16 protein-coding genes and 1 tRNA gene are annotated in these 16,101 nt (G+C 35.1%); 4 read left to right on the top strand and 13 right to left on the bottom strand.

All coding sequences use genetic code 11. From position 1 onward, the window contains the following. Positions 1 to 123 precede the first annotated feature (123 nt). From KJA13_02425 to KJA13_02415, 3 genes are all read right to left on the bottom strand, one after another. Positions 124 to 483 carry a hypothetical protein gene (locus tag KJA13_02425; GenBank protein MBZ9577869.1) on the bottom strand — a complete coding sequence of 120 codons (360 nt, stop codon included), beginning with the start codon at positions 481 to 483 and terminating at the stop codon, positions 124 to 126. Positions 484 to 739: 256 nt separating this feature from the next. Next, a complete protein-coding gene (gene dnaX, locus KJA13_02420; GenBank protein MBZ9577868.1) occupies positions 740 to 1,858 on the bottom strand; it encodes a DNA polymerase III subunit gamma/tau in 1,119 nt (372 codons plus the stop codon). A 2-nt stretch (positions 1,859 to 1,860) separates the two neighbouring features. Further along, a complete protein-coding gene (locus KJA13_02415) occupies positions 1,861 to 2,478 on the bottom strand; it encodes a GtrA family protein (protein ID MBZ9577867.1) in 618 nt (205 codons plus the stop codon). Between the two features lie 64 nt (positions 2,479 to 2,542). On the opposite strand from KJA13_02415, the gene cysS reads away from it, so the two are divergent. Then, entirely contained in the window at positions 2,543 to 3,949 is a 1,407-nt protein-coding gene (gene cysS, locus KJA13_02410) for a cysteine--tRNA ligase (GenBank protein ID MBZ9577866.1), read from the top strand. Here cysS and KJA13_02405 read toward each other — a convergent pair. Beyond that, positions 3,901 to 4,056: a hypothetical protein gene (locus KJA13_02405; GenBank protein MBZ9577865.1), complete on the bottom strand. Its 156-nt coding sequence runs from the start codon at positions 4,054 to 4,056 to the stop codon at positions 3,901 to 3,903. The genes cysS and KJA13_02405 overlap by 49 nt on opposite strands. 469 nt (positions 4,057 to 4,525) lie before the next feature. Here KJA13_02405 and dnaB point away from each other — a divergent pair, with 469 nt between their 5' ends. Both dnaB and recR read left to right on the top strand, forming a co-directional pair. After that, positions 4,526 to 5,896, top strand: coding sequence for a replicative DNA helicase (gene dnaB / locus KJA13_02400; GenBank protein MBZ9577864.1), 1,371 nt, complete (start codon positions 4,526 to 4,528; stop codon positions 5,894 to 5,896). Then, on the top strand, positions 5,897 to 6,490 hold the full coding sequence (gene recR / locus KJA13_02395; protein MBZ9577863.1) for a recombination mediator RecR: 594 nt from the start codon (positions 5,897 to 5,899) through the stop codon (positions 6,488 to 6,490). Between the two features lie 81 nt (positions 6,491 to 6,571). Here the strand turns inward: recR and KJA13_02390 are convergent, their stop codons facing one another. The 3 genes from KJA13_02390 to KJA13_02380 are packed head-to-tail and all read right to left on the bottom strand — an operon-like array spanning position 6,572 to position 8,187. Next, entirely contained in the window at positions 6,572 to 6,802 is a 231-nt protein-coding gene (locus KJA13_02390) for a helix-turn-helix domain-containing protein (GenBank protein MBZ9577862.1), read from the bottom strand. A gap of 32 nt (positions 6,803 to 6,834) precedes the next feature. Then, positions 6,835 to 7,146, bottom strand: coding sequence for a 50S ribosomal protein L21 (gene rplU / locus KJA13_02385; protein ID MBZ9577861.1), 312 nt, complete (start codon positions 7,144 to 7,146; stop codon positions 6,835 to 6,837). Between the two features lie 6 nt (positions 7,147 to 7,152). Next, complete coding sequence (locus tag KJA13_02380; protein MBZ9577860.1) at positions 7,153 to 8,187, bottom strand: DNA recombination protein RmuC; 1,035 nt, start codon at positions 8,185 to 8,187, stop codon at positions 7,153 to 7,155. 121 nt (positions 8,188 to 8,308) lie between these two features. Between KJA13_02380 and KJA13_02375 the strand changes: the two genes are divergently transcribed. Continuing rightward, a complete protein-coding gene (locus KJA13_02375) occupies positions 8,309 to 8,548 on the top strand; it encodes a hypothetical protein (GenBank protein ID MBZ9577859.1) in 240 nt (79 codons plus the stop codon). A gap of 625 nt (positions 8,549 to 9,173) precedes the next feature. Here KJA13_02375 and KJA13_02370 read toward each other — a convergent pair. The 6 genes from KJA13_02370 to KJA13_02345 form a co-directional block, all read right to left on the bottom strand. Then, positions 9,174 to 10,211 (bottom strand): sodium:calcium antiporter, encoded by a 1,038-nt coding sequence (locus KJA13_02370; protein MBZ9577858.1) that lies wholly within the window; start codon positions 10,209 to 10,211, stop codon positions 9,174 to 9,176. Positions 10,212 to 10,226: 15 nt separating this feature from the next. Next, positions 10,227 to 12,836, bottom strand: a complete 2,610-nt coding sequence (locus KJA13_02365; GenBank protein ID MBZ9577857.1) for an HAD-IC family P-type ATPase — start codon at positions 12,834 to 12,836, stop codon at positions 10,227 to 10,229. Positions 12,837 to 12,937: 101 nt separating this feature from the next. Next, a tRNA-Glu gene (locus tag KJA13_02360) sits at positions 12,938 to 13,012 on the bottom strand. A gap of 51 nt (positions 13,013 to 13,063) precedes the next feature. After that, positions 13,064 to 14,110, bottom strand: a complete 1,047-nt coding sequence (locus tag KJA13_02355) for a hypothetical protein (GenBank protein ID MBZ9577856.1) — start codon at positions 14,108 to 14,110, stop codon at positions 13,064 to 13,066. 27 nt (positions 14,111 to 14,137) lie between these two features. Continuing rightward, positions 14,138 to 15,763 (bottom strand): penicillin-binding protein 2, encoded by a 1,626-nt coding sequence (locus KJA13_02350; protein ID MBZ9577855.1) that lies wholly within the window; start codon positions 15,761 to 15,763, stop codon positions 14,138 to 14,140. Then, positions 15,760 to 16,098 (bottom strand): hypothetical protein, encoded by a 339-nt coding sequence (locus tag KJA13_02345; GenBank protein ID MBZ9577854.1) that lies wholly within the window; start codon positions 16,096 to 16,098, stop codon positions 15,760 to 15,762. Before KJA13_02345 ends, KJA13_02350 begins: the two co-directional genes overlap by 4 nt. Positions 16,099 to 16,101 lie beyond the last annotated feature (3 nt).

The following is a 16,101-nucleotide window of genomic DNA, read 5'->3' as shown; positions in this document are numbered from 1 at the left end:
TTCTACCAAAAAATCGCCTTCTTGGCGATTTTTTTTGGCGTGCCACGGGATGGACGATGTTAGAACCTGTTTAGGAAAATAAAAAGCAACTTATACATCTAACGATAAGTCGCTTTATATTTATTATCCATATATGGTTTCCGTATGAATACCAGCTCCTTTAGCAGCACACATCAATGTTCCATCTGGAACCCCTTGCCAAGAACTCATGATGTCAAATCCTTCTTCGTCAGTTTTTTTAATAAAAGCTCTGGTAACAAGTTGTTCATCGTCTTCACCCTCAACGCCATCGAGCCAAGTAACACTTGGATAAGGGCTCCAAGAACCATCGGGATTCTGAACTTCTATTTTTCTTACTAACATTACTTTGTTATCTTCGTCTTCTTTACCGCATAGCTTAGGATCATAATCACAATGACATTGTAATTCCACTAAGTCTTGCGGATCAAAACGAATAGTAATTTTTCCAGCACGCCCCCTCATTAAATCTTCTACTTCTATTGGTCTTAAAATCCGCTTATTTGATTTTTTTTTACCCATTTTTTCCCTTTCTGATTTATTCTTTCATTATTCTATTTGGAAAATACTGCTTAAAGATTATACTTATTATTTAAATTAGTCAAATAAAAAGAGAGTTATTAACCCTCTAATCGGTGCTCCGGGGTTTGGATTCGAACCAAAATTTTTGGGACCAAAACCCAACATCCTACCATTAGATGACCCCGGAATAAAATATATTTTACCCTTCTTGGTGTATTATGTCAACTATTGCTAATTCCAATGGAAGTTGCGGAATTGAGGAATATTTCATTTTGTTTTCTGCCTCCAGAAAAAGGTTTAAAATGTGCTGAAGTTCCTGGGAGTTAAACTTCTCTGCCTGAGTTTGAATTTTTTCTTGCTCTTCTTTGGTTAAACCAATAATCACCGGGTTCATTGGACTGGGATTTATTTTCAAAAGCATTGTCTGCCTTAAATAACGAACTAATGCCTTGGCAAATTCTTGAGGGTCATAACCCTTTTCAAAAGTTTCCTCCAAAAATTTAATAGCTTTCTCCCCGCTTTTTTCAGAAATAAAATCAACAAACTGGTTGATTAAATTTATATCTGTCAATCCCAATAAATCTTTAATATCTTCTGTTTTGATTATCCCCTCTCTCCCTAAAGTTCCGGTAAAAGTCAAGGCCTGGTCTAATAAACTTTCAGCATCTCTTATTGAACCCCCGGAATTTAAAGCAATGAGTTCCAGAGCTGGTCTATCAATTTTTGCTTTTTCTTTTTTAGAAATAATATCTAATCTTTTGATAATTTCAGGCAAGGTTAGTTTTCTGAAATCAAATCTCTGGCATCTGGAAATAATGGTTGGAATCATTTTATGAATCTCGGTTGTAGCTAAAACAAATATTGCATGAGAAGGTGGTTCTTCCAAAGTTTTTAAAAGAGCATTGACTGCTTCGCGGGTCAATTGGTGGCTCTCGTCAATTATAAAAACTTTGTATTTTTCTTTTGTCGGAGCAAATTTAATCCCTTCTCTCAATTCTCTGATTTCATCAATGCCTCGGTGTGAGGCAGCATCAATTTCAATCAAATCTAAAGAGTTGCCTTGTTTAATTTCCAAACAAGAAGAGCATTTATCGCAGGGCTCAAATTCAGAATCCTTATGATTACGACAATTTACTGATTTTGCCAAAAGCCGGGCAATAGTGGTTTTTCCTGAACCCCGGGGGCCAGAAAACAAATAAGCATGGGAAATCATGCCTGAAGCAATTGCATTAGTCAGGGTTTGGACCACATGCTCTTGGCCGATAATCTCAGTAAAGGTCTGCGGCCTGTATTTTCTGTATAAAACTAAATTAGCCATAGCTACTTTTTAAATACTATAAATTTATATCCGAGAAAGTTCCAGATAAAAACACAAAGAACAGCTATAAAAGCTCCGACTATTGCCCAGATTTCTACTGACAAACCGAATTGAGGTCCAATAATATTAACTATAAGAGAAGCAATACTAACATTAAGGAAAAACCCAATTCCAGCTATTAAATAAAACTTTCCAAACTCCCTGCCAGCTCCCTTAGTTTCTTTTTTCTCAAAAGTCCAAAACTTATTCCAGAAATAAGAGTTTACTACTGAACAACTGAAAGAAAAAGCTTTGGAAATAGAATAGAGCAAGCCCGCAGCAACTCCAAAAATTGTCAATAAAAGAATCAATATCCCAAAATCAACAAAAGTATTTAAGGCACCAACTAAAACAAATTTAGCCAGTTGAAAAAGGGCTGGGATTTTTTTCGTCAAAAGAGAAGCAACAAAAACGCCAAAAATTGAAAGAAGGGGTAAAACTATGGGGAAATACCATACCATTCGGATTATAAAGGAGGGCATTTCTGGCAAATATTCTGGTGAATATTTTAAAACGCCAAGGAAAATTAAGGCAATCGCTTCTCCGATAATAAAAGGATATATAATATTTGCTTTTCTCATTCTTTTATCTTATCACAAATTTTAATTTTTGAAAAGACTAAATTTTATGATAAAATGAATTAATATGCTCAAACTCTACAATACTTTAACCAGAAAGAAAGAGATTTTAAAATCCAGAAGAGGTAAAAAGATAAATCTTTTTGTCTGCGGGATAACAAGTTATGACTTTTCTCATATTGGTCATGCAAGGACCTATATTGTTTTTGATATGATAGCTAAATATCTCAAGCAAAAGGGGTATGATGTTTTTTATCTTCAAAATATTACTGATGTTGATGATAAGATTATAAATCAAGCAAAAAGACAAAAGGTTTCTTGGAAGAACTTATCTCAGAAATTTGAAAGAGAATACTTAAAAGATATGAAAGCCCTGAATGTAAATAGTGTTACCAAGTATGCCAGGGCAACAGCTCACATTAAAGAAATCATTAGCCAAGTCACAAGATTACTGGACAAAGGTTTTGCTTATCAAATAAAAGACGGGATTTATTATGACATTTCTAAATTTAAAAATTATGGCAAGCTCTCTGGAAGGACGGCTGTTCAAGCCGAGGACGCTGTTTCCCGAATTGACGAGGCAAAAGATAAAAGGAACAAGGGTGACTTTTGCTTATGGAAATTCTCAAAAAAAAGAGAACCAAAATGGCCCAGTCCCTGGGGACCTGGGCGTCCTGGCTGGCATATTGAAGATACTGCTATTACTGAAAAATATTTTGGGCCCCAGTATGATATTCACGGCGGAGCAAAAGATTTAATCTTCCCTCATCATGAAGCTGAAATTAGCCAGATGGAAGCTATATCCGGCAAAAGCCCAATGGTAAAATATTGGCTTCATACTGGGTTTTTAACTGTCAAAGGAAAAAAGATGGCAAAATCTCTTGGCAATTTTATTACTATCAAGGACTTTTTAAAAAATCATTCAGCCAGAATTCTCCGTCTGTTTGTTCTCAAAACTCATTACCTCTCCCCTATCAATTATAGCGAAAAAGAGATTGACCAAGTCAAGAGGCAGTTGGAAAGAATTGACGAATTTTTAGATAAAATCAAGAAACAGAAAATAAGAAACGAGAAACAAAAAACAAAAATTGCTAAAAATCTAATTTCAAAAATTAAAAAGGATTTTGAAGACCATATGGAAAATGATTTTAACACGCCAAGGGCTTTGGCCTCAATATTTCAATTAGTCAATCAAGGCAATCTACTGCTCAACAAAAATAAACTCACTTCTAAAGATGCCAGAGATATTTTAAAATTTTTAAAGGAAGTTGATAAAGTTTTTAGTTTTATCTTTTGGGGTAAAAGAGAAGCTGTTAAAATCTCCTTGTCTGTCAAAAAATTAGTCAAACAAAGAGAGCAAGCCCGTAAAAAAAAGGACTGGAAATTAGCTGATGAAATAAGAAAAAAAATCAAACAAATGGGCTATCAGATTAAAGACACAAAAGAAGGCCCGAAAATTAAAGCCTGCAAATAATTGCAGGCTTTGTTAATCTGGTTTTTTCCTTGGTTTATAAAACTGCCAAATTTTTTCCTCTCCTCTTTTTTTAAGTCTTCTGAGTGAAAGTCCGAATCTCTTGGCAAAAAAGCTTAAATAATCCTCCATTGTTAGTTGTCCAAAAGCTTTTAGTGAAGCAGACGATCTAACAAATAAAGGTATCCCATCATAAAGGCCCTTAGGTCTTTTCTTAGGATTTTTCCGCCTCAGAAAAAATACATGACCAATACCTTCCCGTTTCCAAACAAAGTCACCCCTTTCAACTGCTCCATCATTTGGTAAACCTTCGGGATTGTAAGGACTTTTGGATAATTTGTCTAAGAAAGCAAGCTCCTCTTCACTTTTATGTCTCATATCTTTACGTGCCATACCGCACGCTCCTTTCTTTTGTAAATGTGCTCTTTAACTTTTCAACAAACCATCTCCTTTCTATTAACACTATATTTTATTATTTAAATCTTGTCAAACAAAAAAGCCCTGCCTTGGCGGGGCTTTTTGGGTCTTTTCTTTGTCAAATTCTTGCCATAGTTTCTTATTTTTGCTATACAGGAATTGATGGCTAAGGAAAATCAAAACTTGGGCGGGCCTGAAAAACTTCCGCCCCAAAATATTGAGGCAGAAAAATCTTTATTAGGTTCTTTAACGTTGGATAAGAACGCTATTATTAAGGTGGCGGATTTCCTTCAGCCGCGAGATTTTTATAAACAAAATCATCAGCAAATTTACCAGGCAATTGTAGAGCTTTTTGAAAAAGGAGAACCAGTTGACTTATTAGCTGTTTCTAGCCGCCTCAAAGAAAAGAAACTCTTGGAAGAAGTTGGTGGAAATAGTTATTTAACTGAACTTATTAATACTGTTCCTACTGCTGCCCATATCTCAAATTACGCCAAAATCGTCCAAAGAAAAAGAATTTTAAGGGACTTAATTGAAGCCAGCCAGGAAATTAATTCAATAGGCTATGACGAAAAAGAAGATATTGATGTGCTTTTGGACCGGGCTGAACAAAGAATTTTTAGTATTGCCCAAAAAAGTTTAACCCAACGGTTTATCCTGATTAAAGATGGTTTAGAAGATGCTTTTGAAAGAATTGATAAACTCTCCAAACACGAAGGAGGTCTTCGAGGACTTCCAACCGGCTTTACTGATTTAGATAATATTTTAGCTGGCCTCCAAAAATCTGACCTGGTAATTTTAGCTTCCCGCCCCTCTCTGGGAAAGAGCGCTTTGGCTGTAAATATTGCAGCTAATATTGCCGTCAATCAAAAAATCCCAATAGGATTATTTAGTTTAGAAATGTCAAAAGACCAGGTAGTAGATAGATTGATTGCTGGTTTATCTAATGTTGACTTATGGAGGTTAAGGACTGGCCGGCTTTCCAGCGAAGGCGAAGACAATGATTTTACGAGAATTCAACATACAATGGGTCTGCTATCCGAAGCCCCAATTTATATTGATGATGCTGCCTCTTCTAATGTTTTGCAAATGAGAGCAATGGCAAGGAGATTACAGGCAGAACATGGATTAGGGCTTATTATTATTGATTATTTACAACTGATGGAGCCCAGAAATCCAGCGACCACTATGGTTCAACAAGTAACTGAAATCTCTCGAGCCCTTAAAGGTTTGGCTAGAGAGATTAATGTTCCAGTCCTTGCTTTATCCCAGCTTTCCCGGGCAGTAGAACAACGCTCCCCCCAAATCCCCAGATTAGCAGATTTACGTGAAAGTGGGAGCCTGGAGCAGGACTCGGATGTGGTGCTCTTTATATATCGCGAGGACAGGTACCGTCCTGACACTACCAGGAAAAATATTGCTGATATTATTATTGCTAAACATAGAAATGGACCGGTAGGAAAAGTTGAACTTTATTTTGACGACCGAAGAGTATGCTTTAGAAACCTTGAAAAAGGAGAATATACAGAATAAATGTATCCAAAATCTATTCAAAAACTTATTGATTTGTTTTCTAAGTTCCCCACTGTTGGGCCGCGAACTGCTGCCCGTTTTGTTTTTTATTTAATAAAACTTCCTCAAGAAAAATTTGATGAGCTTTTGGCTTCAATAACCAATTTGAAGAAAGCAATAAGAATCTGTTCATCTTGTTTTAATCCTTTTGAGGATTCAGAGGAAACTTTATGTTCTATTTGTAGAGATAATTCGCGGGACAAAACATTACTTTGTGTGATAGAAAAAGAAACTGACTTAATTTCAATTGAAAAAACAAAGAAATACAAGGGTCTTTATTTTATTTTGGGCGGGACAATTAGTTTTAAAAAAGCAGATTCAAAGAAAATAAGGATTGAAGAATTAAAAGAAAGAATTAAAAATAATGGTTTTAAAGAAATCATTATTGCTACCAATTCCACTACTGAAGGCGAAGCCACTGCTTTATTTATAAAAAGAGAACTAAAATCTTTTAATATTAAAACCACCCGCCTCGGACGGGGCCTCCCTGTTGGTGGCGAATTGGAGTACGCTGACGAAGACACCCTGTCCAGCGCCTTTGAAGGAAGAAAATAAAAACCTAAAACTTGAAACAAATAAAAAAAGGCCTCTCAAGAGGCCTTTTTTCTAAAAAACCAATGATTTCTGGGACGCTGGCTAGTTCGGCTTTCTATCAAAGAATTCATCAATGGAAACAAATCTTCCTAAAGTTTTAGTAAAAAAATCAGCTAAACCAACCAAGACGTTATAATCTGGTAGTCCATCGGGTCCCCATCGCTGAACCGTTCCAGCTCCTCGATTTACTGCCTGCCCTATTTCATTAAAACTGACGCCAGCTTTTTCTTTAAGTCGCCTCAAATTAGTTCTAAATAGGATACTGTAATCCATTTTTTCTCTCCTTTCTTCTCTGTTCAAAAATTTTAAAGTTCAATTTTTAATATTTCGACTTCGGTAAAGGGTTGCCTATGGCCCGCTTTTTTCTTGTAGCGGGTTTTTGGTTTGTATTTGAAAATGATGACTTTTTTTCCTTTGCCTTGTGATAAAATTTTAGCAATCACTTTAGCGCCTTTTACTAAAGGCGTGCCAATCTCCACTTTTTTATTTTTCTCCAATAACAAAACTTCTTTGAAAGTTATCTCCTTTCTTTCTTTCCCTGCAATTTTCTCAATTTTTATTTTATCCCCGGGTTTAACAAGATATTGTTTGCCCCCAGTTTTAATTACAGCTAACATATTCAGTTATTCTTCTAATAATGGTGGTTCAATATCTGGTTCTTTGAGTTTTATTTTTGACCCTGTACCAGTAATTTTTACCACATCTTTATCAACTTTGGCAAATTCTTTGTGGGCCTTTTTATAAGTACTTACAGTTGTGCCCAAGTGATTTCCAAGTTTTTTCATATATTCACTATAACTTCCCAAATGCCTGCCCAAACGCTCAACCTCTCTAATCACTTCTCTGGCCTGTTCTGAAATCTTTTGGTTTCTTAGTCCTTGAAGAACAGTTTGCAAATATGCCAAGAAAGAAGTAGGAGAAATAACTATAACTTTTTTCTTGCCAGCGTAGTAAATCAAATTATTGGTATCATCAGTAACCGCTCCAACTTTATTAATAAGCAAATCATAATAAACTGCTTCTGAAGGAATAAACATAAAAGCGAAATCCATTGTGTTTTCTTCTGGTTTTACATATTTTGATGTTTCGTCAATTCTAATTTTAAGATCATTTATAAAAGCTCTTTCGTATTTTCTTTTCTCTTCGGGGTTATTTGTTTCTAATATTCTATTGTAATTTTCTAAACTAAACTTAGAATCAATTGGAATAATCCGTTTATCAATAAATACTGCAGCATCAACTATAGTTCCATCCTTAAATGGATATTGCATTTGATATGAGCCGGGAGGCAAGACATTTTTCAAAACAGTTTCTAAATAATACTCTCCTAAAACCCCTCTTTGCTTTGGGTTCTTTAAAATATCCTGTAAATTTCTCAATTGATCAGCGAAACTTACAACCTGTTTATTGGTTTCATCAAGCCGAGTAAGTTTTTCTGTAACATCCTGAATAATTTTAGCGCTTTGTCCAAACTGGGCTTGGATGGCTTTAGTTGATTCAGACAATTTACTATCTAAAACCTGACTAATATGATTCATTTGCTGCTGAAGCATCACTAATGCATCTGACTGCTTTTCTGGTTTTTTTCTCAATAATAAAAAAAGCCCCACTGCCAAACCAACAATAATTAATATTAAAATTCCGATTATATACTCCATCATTACCTCATCTTACAATGTTTCCAATAAAAAATCAATTATCTTTTGACAAATTTAAGATATTACGATAATATATATTAAACAAAAGTAACTTCAAAATTTAATAAGTAAAGGAGAAAAGATGAAACTTATAAAAAAAATAATCTTGCTTTTCGCGGGTGTTCTGGCTATCTACATAGGGACTTCTCTCATTCTTGAGGCAGTGGAATCCATCCATAAATTAGGAATTGATTTAGTAGTAGTTTTATTTTTTGGAGGGGCAATAGTGATTGGAATAGGATTCTTGCTGTTTGTCAGTGTTTTTTCTAACACCCACATGCTACCATCTGACAGAAAGAAAAAAGAAAATATGTTAGGCTAAAACACACTCACTATATTAAGCTAAGGGCCGAAAGACAAAAACCTTTCGGCCTGTTTTATTTCTACGAGAACTGTTCTCGTAGTTCTTTTGACAAATTTAAAATATTACGATAATATATATTAAACAAAAGCAACTTCAAAATTTAAAAGGAGGTAGTTATGAATGTAACAGAGAAAAATTGTCTTCAATATGGTATTTTCTTTATAATTCTTTTGGCCATATTCATGAGAGGAAACTTATTAGACCTAATGAATAACCCTGACTATCTTGGGTACTACCTAGCAGGCTTCTCGGATATGTTCTGCCTGATTTTAGCAATAAGTTTCTTGCGACATTTCCAAAAAGAAAGGAGAAGAAGATTTGGTCAACCCAAAGCATATTCTCAGCAATAAACCAAAAGGCCGAGAGATTAAACTTTCGGCCTGCTTTATTTCTACGAGAACTGTTCTCGTAGTGATTCCCCTTGACAGGATGTAAATGATGAGTCTATAATGAAAATAGAACGACGGAAATGGCATCGTGTCAGACATGGCTTTGGAAGTTCCCCACGAAGTTCTGCCAAGGCTAATGCCTTATCCTCCACAATGCCACAAGGAAGGTATTGCAGCAAGCAGCCTTCCTTTTTTTATCTGAAGAATATTTCAGCTACAAGAAAAAGGATGTAAATTCCCAGCAGGAGAAAAGCTTCTATTTTAGTGATTTTTTGATCGGTTCTAACAACTATCAAAAAGAATACAGCTGAAATTATAAGGAAGATACGAGCAATAGCAAAAGGAGAAAAGTCAATGTCTTTAATTGGGTGAATTAAAACAACGATTCCTAAAACAAGGGTAGCACAAACAATAACCGAGCCCATTAAGTTTCCTAAAATCAGCCAGGTATGTCGTTTTCTTGCCGAAACAATGGCAAAATAAGTTTCTGGGAGGGCATTTCCTAATCCAACAATTAAAATCCCAATTATTGGAAGGGTAACGTTTAATGCATCAGCAAAAACCTGAGCACTTTGGACCACTCCCCAGGAAGCTGCTAAAAGTAAAATTAAAGCCACTGTTATCTTTCTTAAATCTTTTAAAAAGGTCTTAAACCGTCTAATACTTTTTGGCTCTTTTCTGTTCCTTAAAAAATCTATAAACCGTAGGTTGTGTCCCTGTTCGTTTTTATTTTCTTTATTTTTATTTTCTTTATATTTATCTCCTTTATAAACCTTTCTAAATCTTTCTTCTTTTGAAAAAAGCCAAAGGATATACAGACCAAAAGCTAAAAGTAAAATTAAACCATCGCCCCTTCCTAAATTTCCATCCAAGATTAAAATTAAAGGTAAAATGGCGACTGCAACAGTAAAAATAGTGCTGGTCTGAACCATTTTACTTCTAACTTGCAGGGCGGTGCCGCCGATTAAAATAGCCAAAGCCACAGCTAAAGTTAAATCAGCAACATTCCCACCGACAACTTCTCCAAAAGAAAGCTGGGGGATTCCATGCAAAGCCGAATTAATTCCAACAAATAGGTTAGGGAGAGTACCAGCAAAAGCCATAACAAAAAAAGCTACTACAAACTCCCGCCAACCTAAATACCGAGCCATTCTTATTAGGCCTTTAACTAACCTGGAACCTGACCAGAATAAGACGAAACAAGAGATTATAAAAATGAATAACCAAATCATATTATTATAAATACTTTATATATCAGTTTGATGCCTCACAATGAAATAATGTTTCGTAGCCTCAATCAAAATTAAATTAATAAGACCAAGGGTTAAAAGTAATCCCCAATCAAAAAGATTTAGGGGCACGGTTTTCAAAAGAGTTTGAAGCGGAGATAGATAAATGGCTCCGATAAGGGTTAGAGCGCCGAAAACCCAGGCAAAAACTAAAAACTTATTAGAAAACGGATTTATATGCCAGACATTCCTTCTTAAACTTTTGCAAGAAAAAACATAAAAAAGCGAATCTATGGCTAATCCCCCAAAAATCACTGTTCTAATATGAGGAATTTCATAATTAGAATATTTTAAAAGCCAGAAAAATAATCCTAAAAGAAAGAGATCAGTTATTATCCCAATAATAAAAATCAATACTTTCATTTCTCGATTCAAAAGCGGCATATCATGACCCTGAGGTTTTTGCTTCATTAAATCTTTTTCTTTTGGCTCAAAAGCTAAAGCAATATCAGGAAGACCGTCTTCAATAAGATTTACCCATAAAATTTGGACAGCAGTAATTGGTAAATAACCAAAGAAAAGACCTACTCCAATCAAGATTGTTTCAGTAAAAGAATCAGAAAGCAGATAGGTAATTACCTTGCGGACATTATCAATAATCGCTCTCCCCTCTTCTACTGCAGCTACAATGATATTGAAATTATCAGTCAGCAAAACAAGGTCAGAAACCTCTTTGGCAACTTCTGTGCCCGAGCCCAAAGCTACTCCAATATCAGCTTTCTTTAAAGCTGGGGCGTCATTAATTCCATCTCCAGTCATTGCTATTACTTCCCCTTTCTCCTGCCAGGCCTGAATAATTCTCATTTTATGTTTCGGTTCAACTCGGGCATAAATCTGAATATCTTTTACCCTCTTTTCAAATTCTTTGTCTGAAAGTTTATCTAATTCTCTGCCTTCCATAATATTTTCTTCCTTTACTTTAAATCCTAATTCCTGAGCTACTGCCTTTGCTGTTAACTTGTGGTCGCCAGTAGCAATAATCGGTTTCATCCCTGCCTGTCGGCAGATTTTTATTGCTTTTTTCACTTCTTTCCTAACCGGGTCTTTTAGGGCTATTAAGCCAACAAAAACCAAATTATCAAAAAAACTTTTCAAGCTCTTAATTTTTTTATAACCAACAGCTACTACTCTCAATCCCTCCCCGGTCAACTCCTCCAATTCAGCTTTTATTTTATCTTCTATCTCTGGGGTCAGGGGTATTTCCCTATTGCCTTTTCTTAAATATTTTGATATTTCCAATATTTTTTCAGGGGCCCCAGAAATATAAAGGATGTCTTCTTTTTTACTTAAGGCAAATGCCCGAGCTAAGTATTTATTTATTGTGCTAAATGGAAGTTCAGCAGTTTTTAGCATTTTTCTTTCCAATTCTTTTTTATTAATTCCAGCTTGTACCCCTGCCAAAAGCAATGCCTTGTCTGTTGGCCTGCCTCGGATAACCCATTTTTCCATTGGCTCCTCTGGGTTTTCAATAAACGCCTCATTACACAAAGTGGCAATCTTAAGAGCTAAACGTCGGCCTGCCTTTGTTTCTGTTAAAATTTCAGTTACTTTCATTTTTCCCTCTGTTAAGGTGGCGGTCTTATCGGTTGCTATAATACTGGTGCTTCCTAAGGTTTCTGCTGAAGCAAGTTTTCTAACTAATCCTCTCTTTTTTAAAATTCTCTGCATCCCTAAAGCCAAAATGACTGTCATTGCTACTGGCAAACCCTCGGGAATAGCAGCTACTGCCACAGCTACTGCTACTTCAAACATTTCCAAGAGAGTGTTTCCGGTAATCACTCCTTCAATGAAAATAACAATACAAATCGCTACAATAACTCCACCAACAATTTTAGCAAACCTCGCTAACTTCTTTTGCAAGGGTGTCTTTTCTTCCTTGGCTTCTTTTACCATCTGAGCTACCTCGCCTATTTCAGTTTCCAGGCCAGTTGAGGTAACAACAACTTTTGCCTTCCCATCTTCTGTAACCGTTCCCATATAAACCATATTATCTCTATCTGCCAACGGTGTTTTCCCTGGAAGGACATCTGATTTTTTCTCAGCTGGCAGCCATTCACCAGTTAAAGCCATTTCATTAGTTTTTAAATTATAACTTTCAATAATTCTCCCATCAGCTGGTACCTTATCTCCAGGACTTAAAATAAAAATATCACCTGGAACCAATTCTCCAGAATCTATAATTTTTATATTTCCTTCTCTTATTACCTGGGCTTTAATCTTAACTATCTTTTTTAGTTTTCTCAGGGCTTGACTGGCTTTATTTTCCTGAAAATATCCAACAACAGTATTCAAAATAACAGCCCCGAAAATAACAATAGCATCAGTAAATTCTTTAAAAAACAAAACCACAATTCCAGCTATCACTAAAATATAAATTAAGGGGCTTTTGAATTGCTCTAAAAATATCTCCAATTTGGAGAGGGACTTTTCCTTTGGAAGTAAATTTCTGCCAAATTTCTCTCTTCTCTCTTTTACCTCTTTTTCATCTAAGCCATCTTTATAATCTGATTTAAGCTTTTCAACCACTTCTCTCCAAGAAAGACTGTGCCACGCAACTTCTTTTGTCATATTGTTTTATTCTAACAAGAAAGAGACATATTTAAAACCTTGTGGAAAAAAACTCTAATGCTATAATAAAAAAAGAGGTTTGTTAAAAACCTCTTTTTGTGTGCCGCCTGCGGGATTCGAACCCGCGAATCTTCTCGTTGAGAACGAGATGTCCTAAACCACTAGACGAAGGCGGCATCATATCTAACTTATCATAAAATTTAGATTTTGTCGATTTACAAAAACTATTACGCTTTTATCTCCTCAATTATCTCCCCCATTTTCATTTCTTTTGAGCCATCTACTAAAATTAAGTCACCTTTTTTTATTTCTTTTTGAAGAGCTTTTTTCGCTTCTTCAATATTATCAAATTGAAAAATATTTTGCTCTGGCATTCCCTTACTCATTGCTCCCTGGGCAATGAACTTGGTCCTTGAGCCAACCGTAAAAAGTAAACCACTAACTCGGGCTACTTTCTCCCCAATCGTTTCATGGGCTTCAATTGTATATTTTCCAATTCCTAAAACATCTCCTAAAACAGCAATTTTTCTCCCTTCTACCTCAATCTTTCCTAAAATCTCCAAACCTTCAATCATTGAAAAAAGAGTAGCATTTTCACTATCATCAAGAACTGAAGAATTTTTTATGCCCTTTATTAATCTCATTTTTCCAGGAAGCGATTCATAAGTCCCTAAGGCCTGAGATATTTCAACCAAATTTATATTCTTTACTACCCCCAGACAAATCGCTGTCAAGGCACTATATATTTGCTCTTTTCCAAAAAGATTTTTTAGCCAAAAAGGAACGATATTTTCCTCATAATTCATTTTAAAGTTTGTTCCGGTTAAATTGAGGTTGATATCACTTACTCGAAAATCCGCTCTTTTTTGAAAGCCATAAGTTAAAGAATGAGCTAAAGATTCATTTTCTATTTCCCGAACAGTTTCATCGTCAAAATTTAAAATTAGGAAAGCCCGGTCTGGCAAAATTTTAGCTAACTTTCTTATCTGAAGAGTTTCTTCTCTGTCTCCAGCAAAAAAATCTTTATCTGCCGGGATATCTCCGATATGAGTCACCACTAAAATTGGCAATTGAGACCTCTTAAGCAAGAAGCTAAATTTTTCTATCTCTTTGGGTTCTGATAAATCTGATTCAAAAATCTTAATTTTTCCCTTTTCAGTGTATGACTTTAATGCCTTGGAAATAGCTTGAGTAGCGCAAGAACGACCCTTACCGGTGATAAGGATAACAGAAGGCCTTTTGAAAATAAAGATGAGTTTTTTAAATATGCTCATAGTTTAGGCTCTCAAATTGAAAATTATTTATTCGTAGTCCGGTGGTATCTCTAAATAATCTATAATATATTTAGCCAATTCTTTGAAGATTGGGACTGCTGAATATTCAGCAGTTTTAGTTCCAGGATTATCAAGTTTTATTAAAATTAGAAACCTGGGACTAAAAGCAGGAACAAATCCAATAAAACTTTGCCAGGTTTCTTGAGAATAACCTCTTTTATCTATATCAAGAGTTGACCAAGGAATCTGAGCAGTACCGGTTTTTCCAGCAATGTAGTAGTCTGGAACTTTAGCTGCTCTGGCAAAACCATTTTCAACTACGCTAATTAACATTGCCGTTAACTGAGAAGCAGTTTTGGGGGAAATAATCTGATTTGAAGATATCTCAGGTTGGGTTTCAATCATTGTACCATTCTCAACAATTTTTTCTACTATATAAGGCCTGACTAATTTCCCCCCATTAGCAATCGCACAAAAAGCTCTAACCAATTGAATAGGTGTCATTTCAATTCCTTGACCATAAGAGGCAGTGGCAAAATTTATCTCATAGCCTTTTTTAAATTCTCTATTTTCAGAAAATTCCTCTCCTTGCAAATCAATTCCAGTTGGTTCAAAAAAACCAAACAGGTCTATGTATTCCAAAAAAAGCTCGTGCCCCAACTGTCTTTCAACAAATACTGCTCCAGTATTAATTGATTTTTCCAAAACCTCGGTCATGGTTTGTTTTCCGAACACCCTTTCATTATAATTATCAATAGTGTGTTCTCCGATTTTTACTTTCCCGGTATCAATATAAGTAGTTTTGGGTGTTATTTTTTCTTGCTCAAGGGCAGCTGCCATAGTAATCGGTTTAAAGGCTGAACCCGGTTCAAAAAGTTTTTGAACTGTTGAATTTTGAAAGAGCTCAAAATCAACTTCTGAATAATTATTTGGGTCAAAGTTTGGAAAATTAGCTAAAGCTAAAATTTTTCCTGAATTGGGGTCTAAAACTATAATTTGACCTCCTTTAATATTTAAATTTTCTTTGGCGCTCTCCAATAACTTCTCAGCCATAAATTGAATATTATAGTCAAGAGTTAGAAAAATATCAAAACCTTTGTTAAATTCTTGAATTCCTTCCTCCCCCTGAAGAACATCATCATAATGACCTTCTATTCCATACTGTCCTCTTTCTCCGCCCCCGAAAAATCCAATGGTCTGAGAAGCCGTAGTTCTCTGAGGATATTCCCTAAAAACCGCTTCTCCTAAATAAACCCCGGCTAAATTTATTTCTTTTAGAGCCTGTTCTTCCTCTTTTGTTATTTTGCTTTTTATTTTCTCAAACAAACTATCTTTTTTAAGTTTTTCTAAAATCAACTCTTCCTCTAAATTAAAAATTTGAGAAAGCGTCCTTGCTGTCTTTTCTTTTTCTTTAATTTCTTGAGGAGAAACAAAGACATACCTTCCCTTTATATTTGTAGCTAAAATTTCTCCTCCGCTAAAAAAAATTTCTCCTCGCTCCCCTTTTATAAGTTGGAAGTCTTTTTGTTGTCCTTGGGCTAATGCTTTATAAAGTTCTTCTTGAATAATTTGAAGATAAACCAAGCGGCTAATAATAGCCGCCCCAAATAAGATAATTACGATAAAGATTAAATTAACACGCCATTTCTTCATTTTGCAACAACTTGAGTATCTAAAACTCGGATGTAATGAATTTTATCTGCTTTCTCAAAATTAAGTTCCCCCAAGAGCGCTGTGATATTATCTAAAGAATTCGTCTGGGCCGAACTAATTTCTAAATTTTGATTTTCCATTGAAATCTCACTTATTCTTTTTTCGTATTTTTGAATTAAGTATCTTTCTGAAACTACTGCATTAATTTGAAAAACATAAAAAGCCAAAAGAGCGGCTACTGATAAAATGGTTAAAAGCCAAAATAACCTCAAAGTAATTGGCCCTTTTAGGGGTCTTATAATCAATGGATGGTTTAGTGTTAGAGTATTGTTCATTGT

The sequence above is a fragment of the Patescibacteria group bacterium genome (assembly GCA_020148045.1).
Lineage (GTDB): Bacteria > Patescibacteriota > Minisyncoccia > Minisyncoccales > GWA2-38-27 > JAHCRG01.
The sequence above is the reverse complement of the archived record's forward strand: the minus strand, read 5'-3'. Positions and strand labels throughout refer to the sequence as shown.

What these genes read in the sequence shown, in the direction of transcription:
- KJA13_02390 (MBZ9577862.1), bottom strand. Translation starts at nt 6,802, where the DNA reads ATGGATTACAGTATCCTATTTAGAACTAATTTGAGGCGACTTAAAGAA.
- KJA13_02365 (MBZ9577857.1), bottom strand. Translation starts at nt 12,836, where the DNA reads ATGACAAAAGAAGTTGCGTGGCACAGTCTTTCTTGGAGAGAAGTGGTT.
- rplU (MBZ9577861.1), bottom strand. Translation starts at nt 7,146, where the DNA reads ATGTTAGCTGTAATTAAAACTGGGGGCAAACAATATCTTGTTAAACCC.
- KJA13_02425 (MBZ9577869.1), bottom strand. Translation starts at nt 483, where the DNA reads ATGAGGGGGCGTGCTGGAAAAATTACTATTCGTTTTGATCCGCAAGAC.
- KJA13_02415 (MBZ9577867.1), bottom strand. Translation starts at nt 2,478, where the DNA reads ATGAGAAAAGCAAATATTATATATCCTTTTATTATCGGAGAAGCGATT.
- dnaX (MBZ9577868.1), bottom strand. Translation starts at nt 1,858, where the DNA reads ATGGCTAATTTAGTTTTATACAGAAAATACAGGCCGCAGACCTTTACT.
- KJA13_02355 (MBZ9577856.1), bottom strand. Translation starts at nt 14,110, where the DNA reads ATGAGCATATTTAAAAAACTCATCTTTATTTTCAAAAGGCCTTCTGTT.
- KJA13_02350 (MBZ9577855.1), bottom strand. Translation starts at nt 15,763, where the DNA reads ATGAAGAAATGGCGTGTTAATTTAATCTTTATCGTAATTATCTTATTT.
- recR (MBZ9577863.1), top strand. Translation starts at nt 5,897, where the DNA reads ATGTATCCAAAATCTATTCAAAAACTTATTGATTTGTTTTCTAAGTTC.
- cysS (MBZ9577866.1), top strand. Translation starts at nt 2,543, where the DNA reads ATGCTCAAACTCTACAATACTTTAACCAGAAAGAAAGAGATTTTAAAA.
- KJA13_02380 (MBZ9577860.1), bottom strand. Translation starts at nt 8,187, where the DNA reads ATGGAGTATATAATCGGAATTTTAATATTAATTATTGTTGGTTTGGCA.
- KJA13_02375 (MBZ9577859.1), top strand. Translation starts at nt 8,309, where the DNA reads ATGAAACTTATAAAAAAAATAATCTTGCTTTTCGCGGGTGTTCTGGCT.
- dnaB (MBZ9577864.1), top strand. Translation starts at nt 4,526, where the DNA reads ATGGCTAAGGAAAATCAAAACTTGGGCGGGCCTGAAAAACTTCCGCCC.
- KJA13_02370 (MBZ9577858.1), bottom strand. Translation starts at nt 10,211, where the DNA reads ATGATTTGGTTATTCATTTTTATAATCTCTTGTTTCGTCTTATTCTGG.
- KJA13_02345 (MBZ9577854.1), bottom strand. Translation starts at nt 16,098, where the DNA reads ATGAACAATACTCTAACACTAAACCATCCATTGATTATAAGACCCCTA.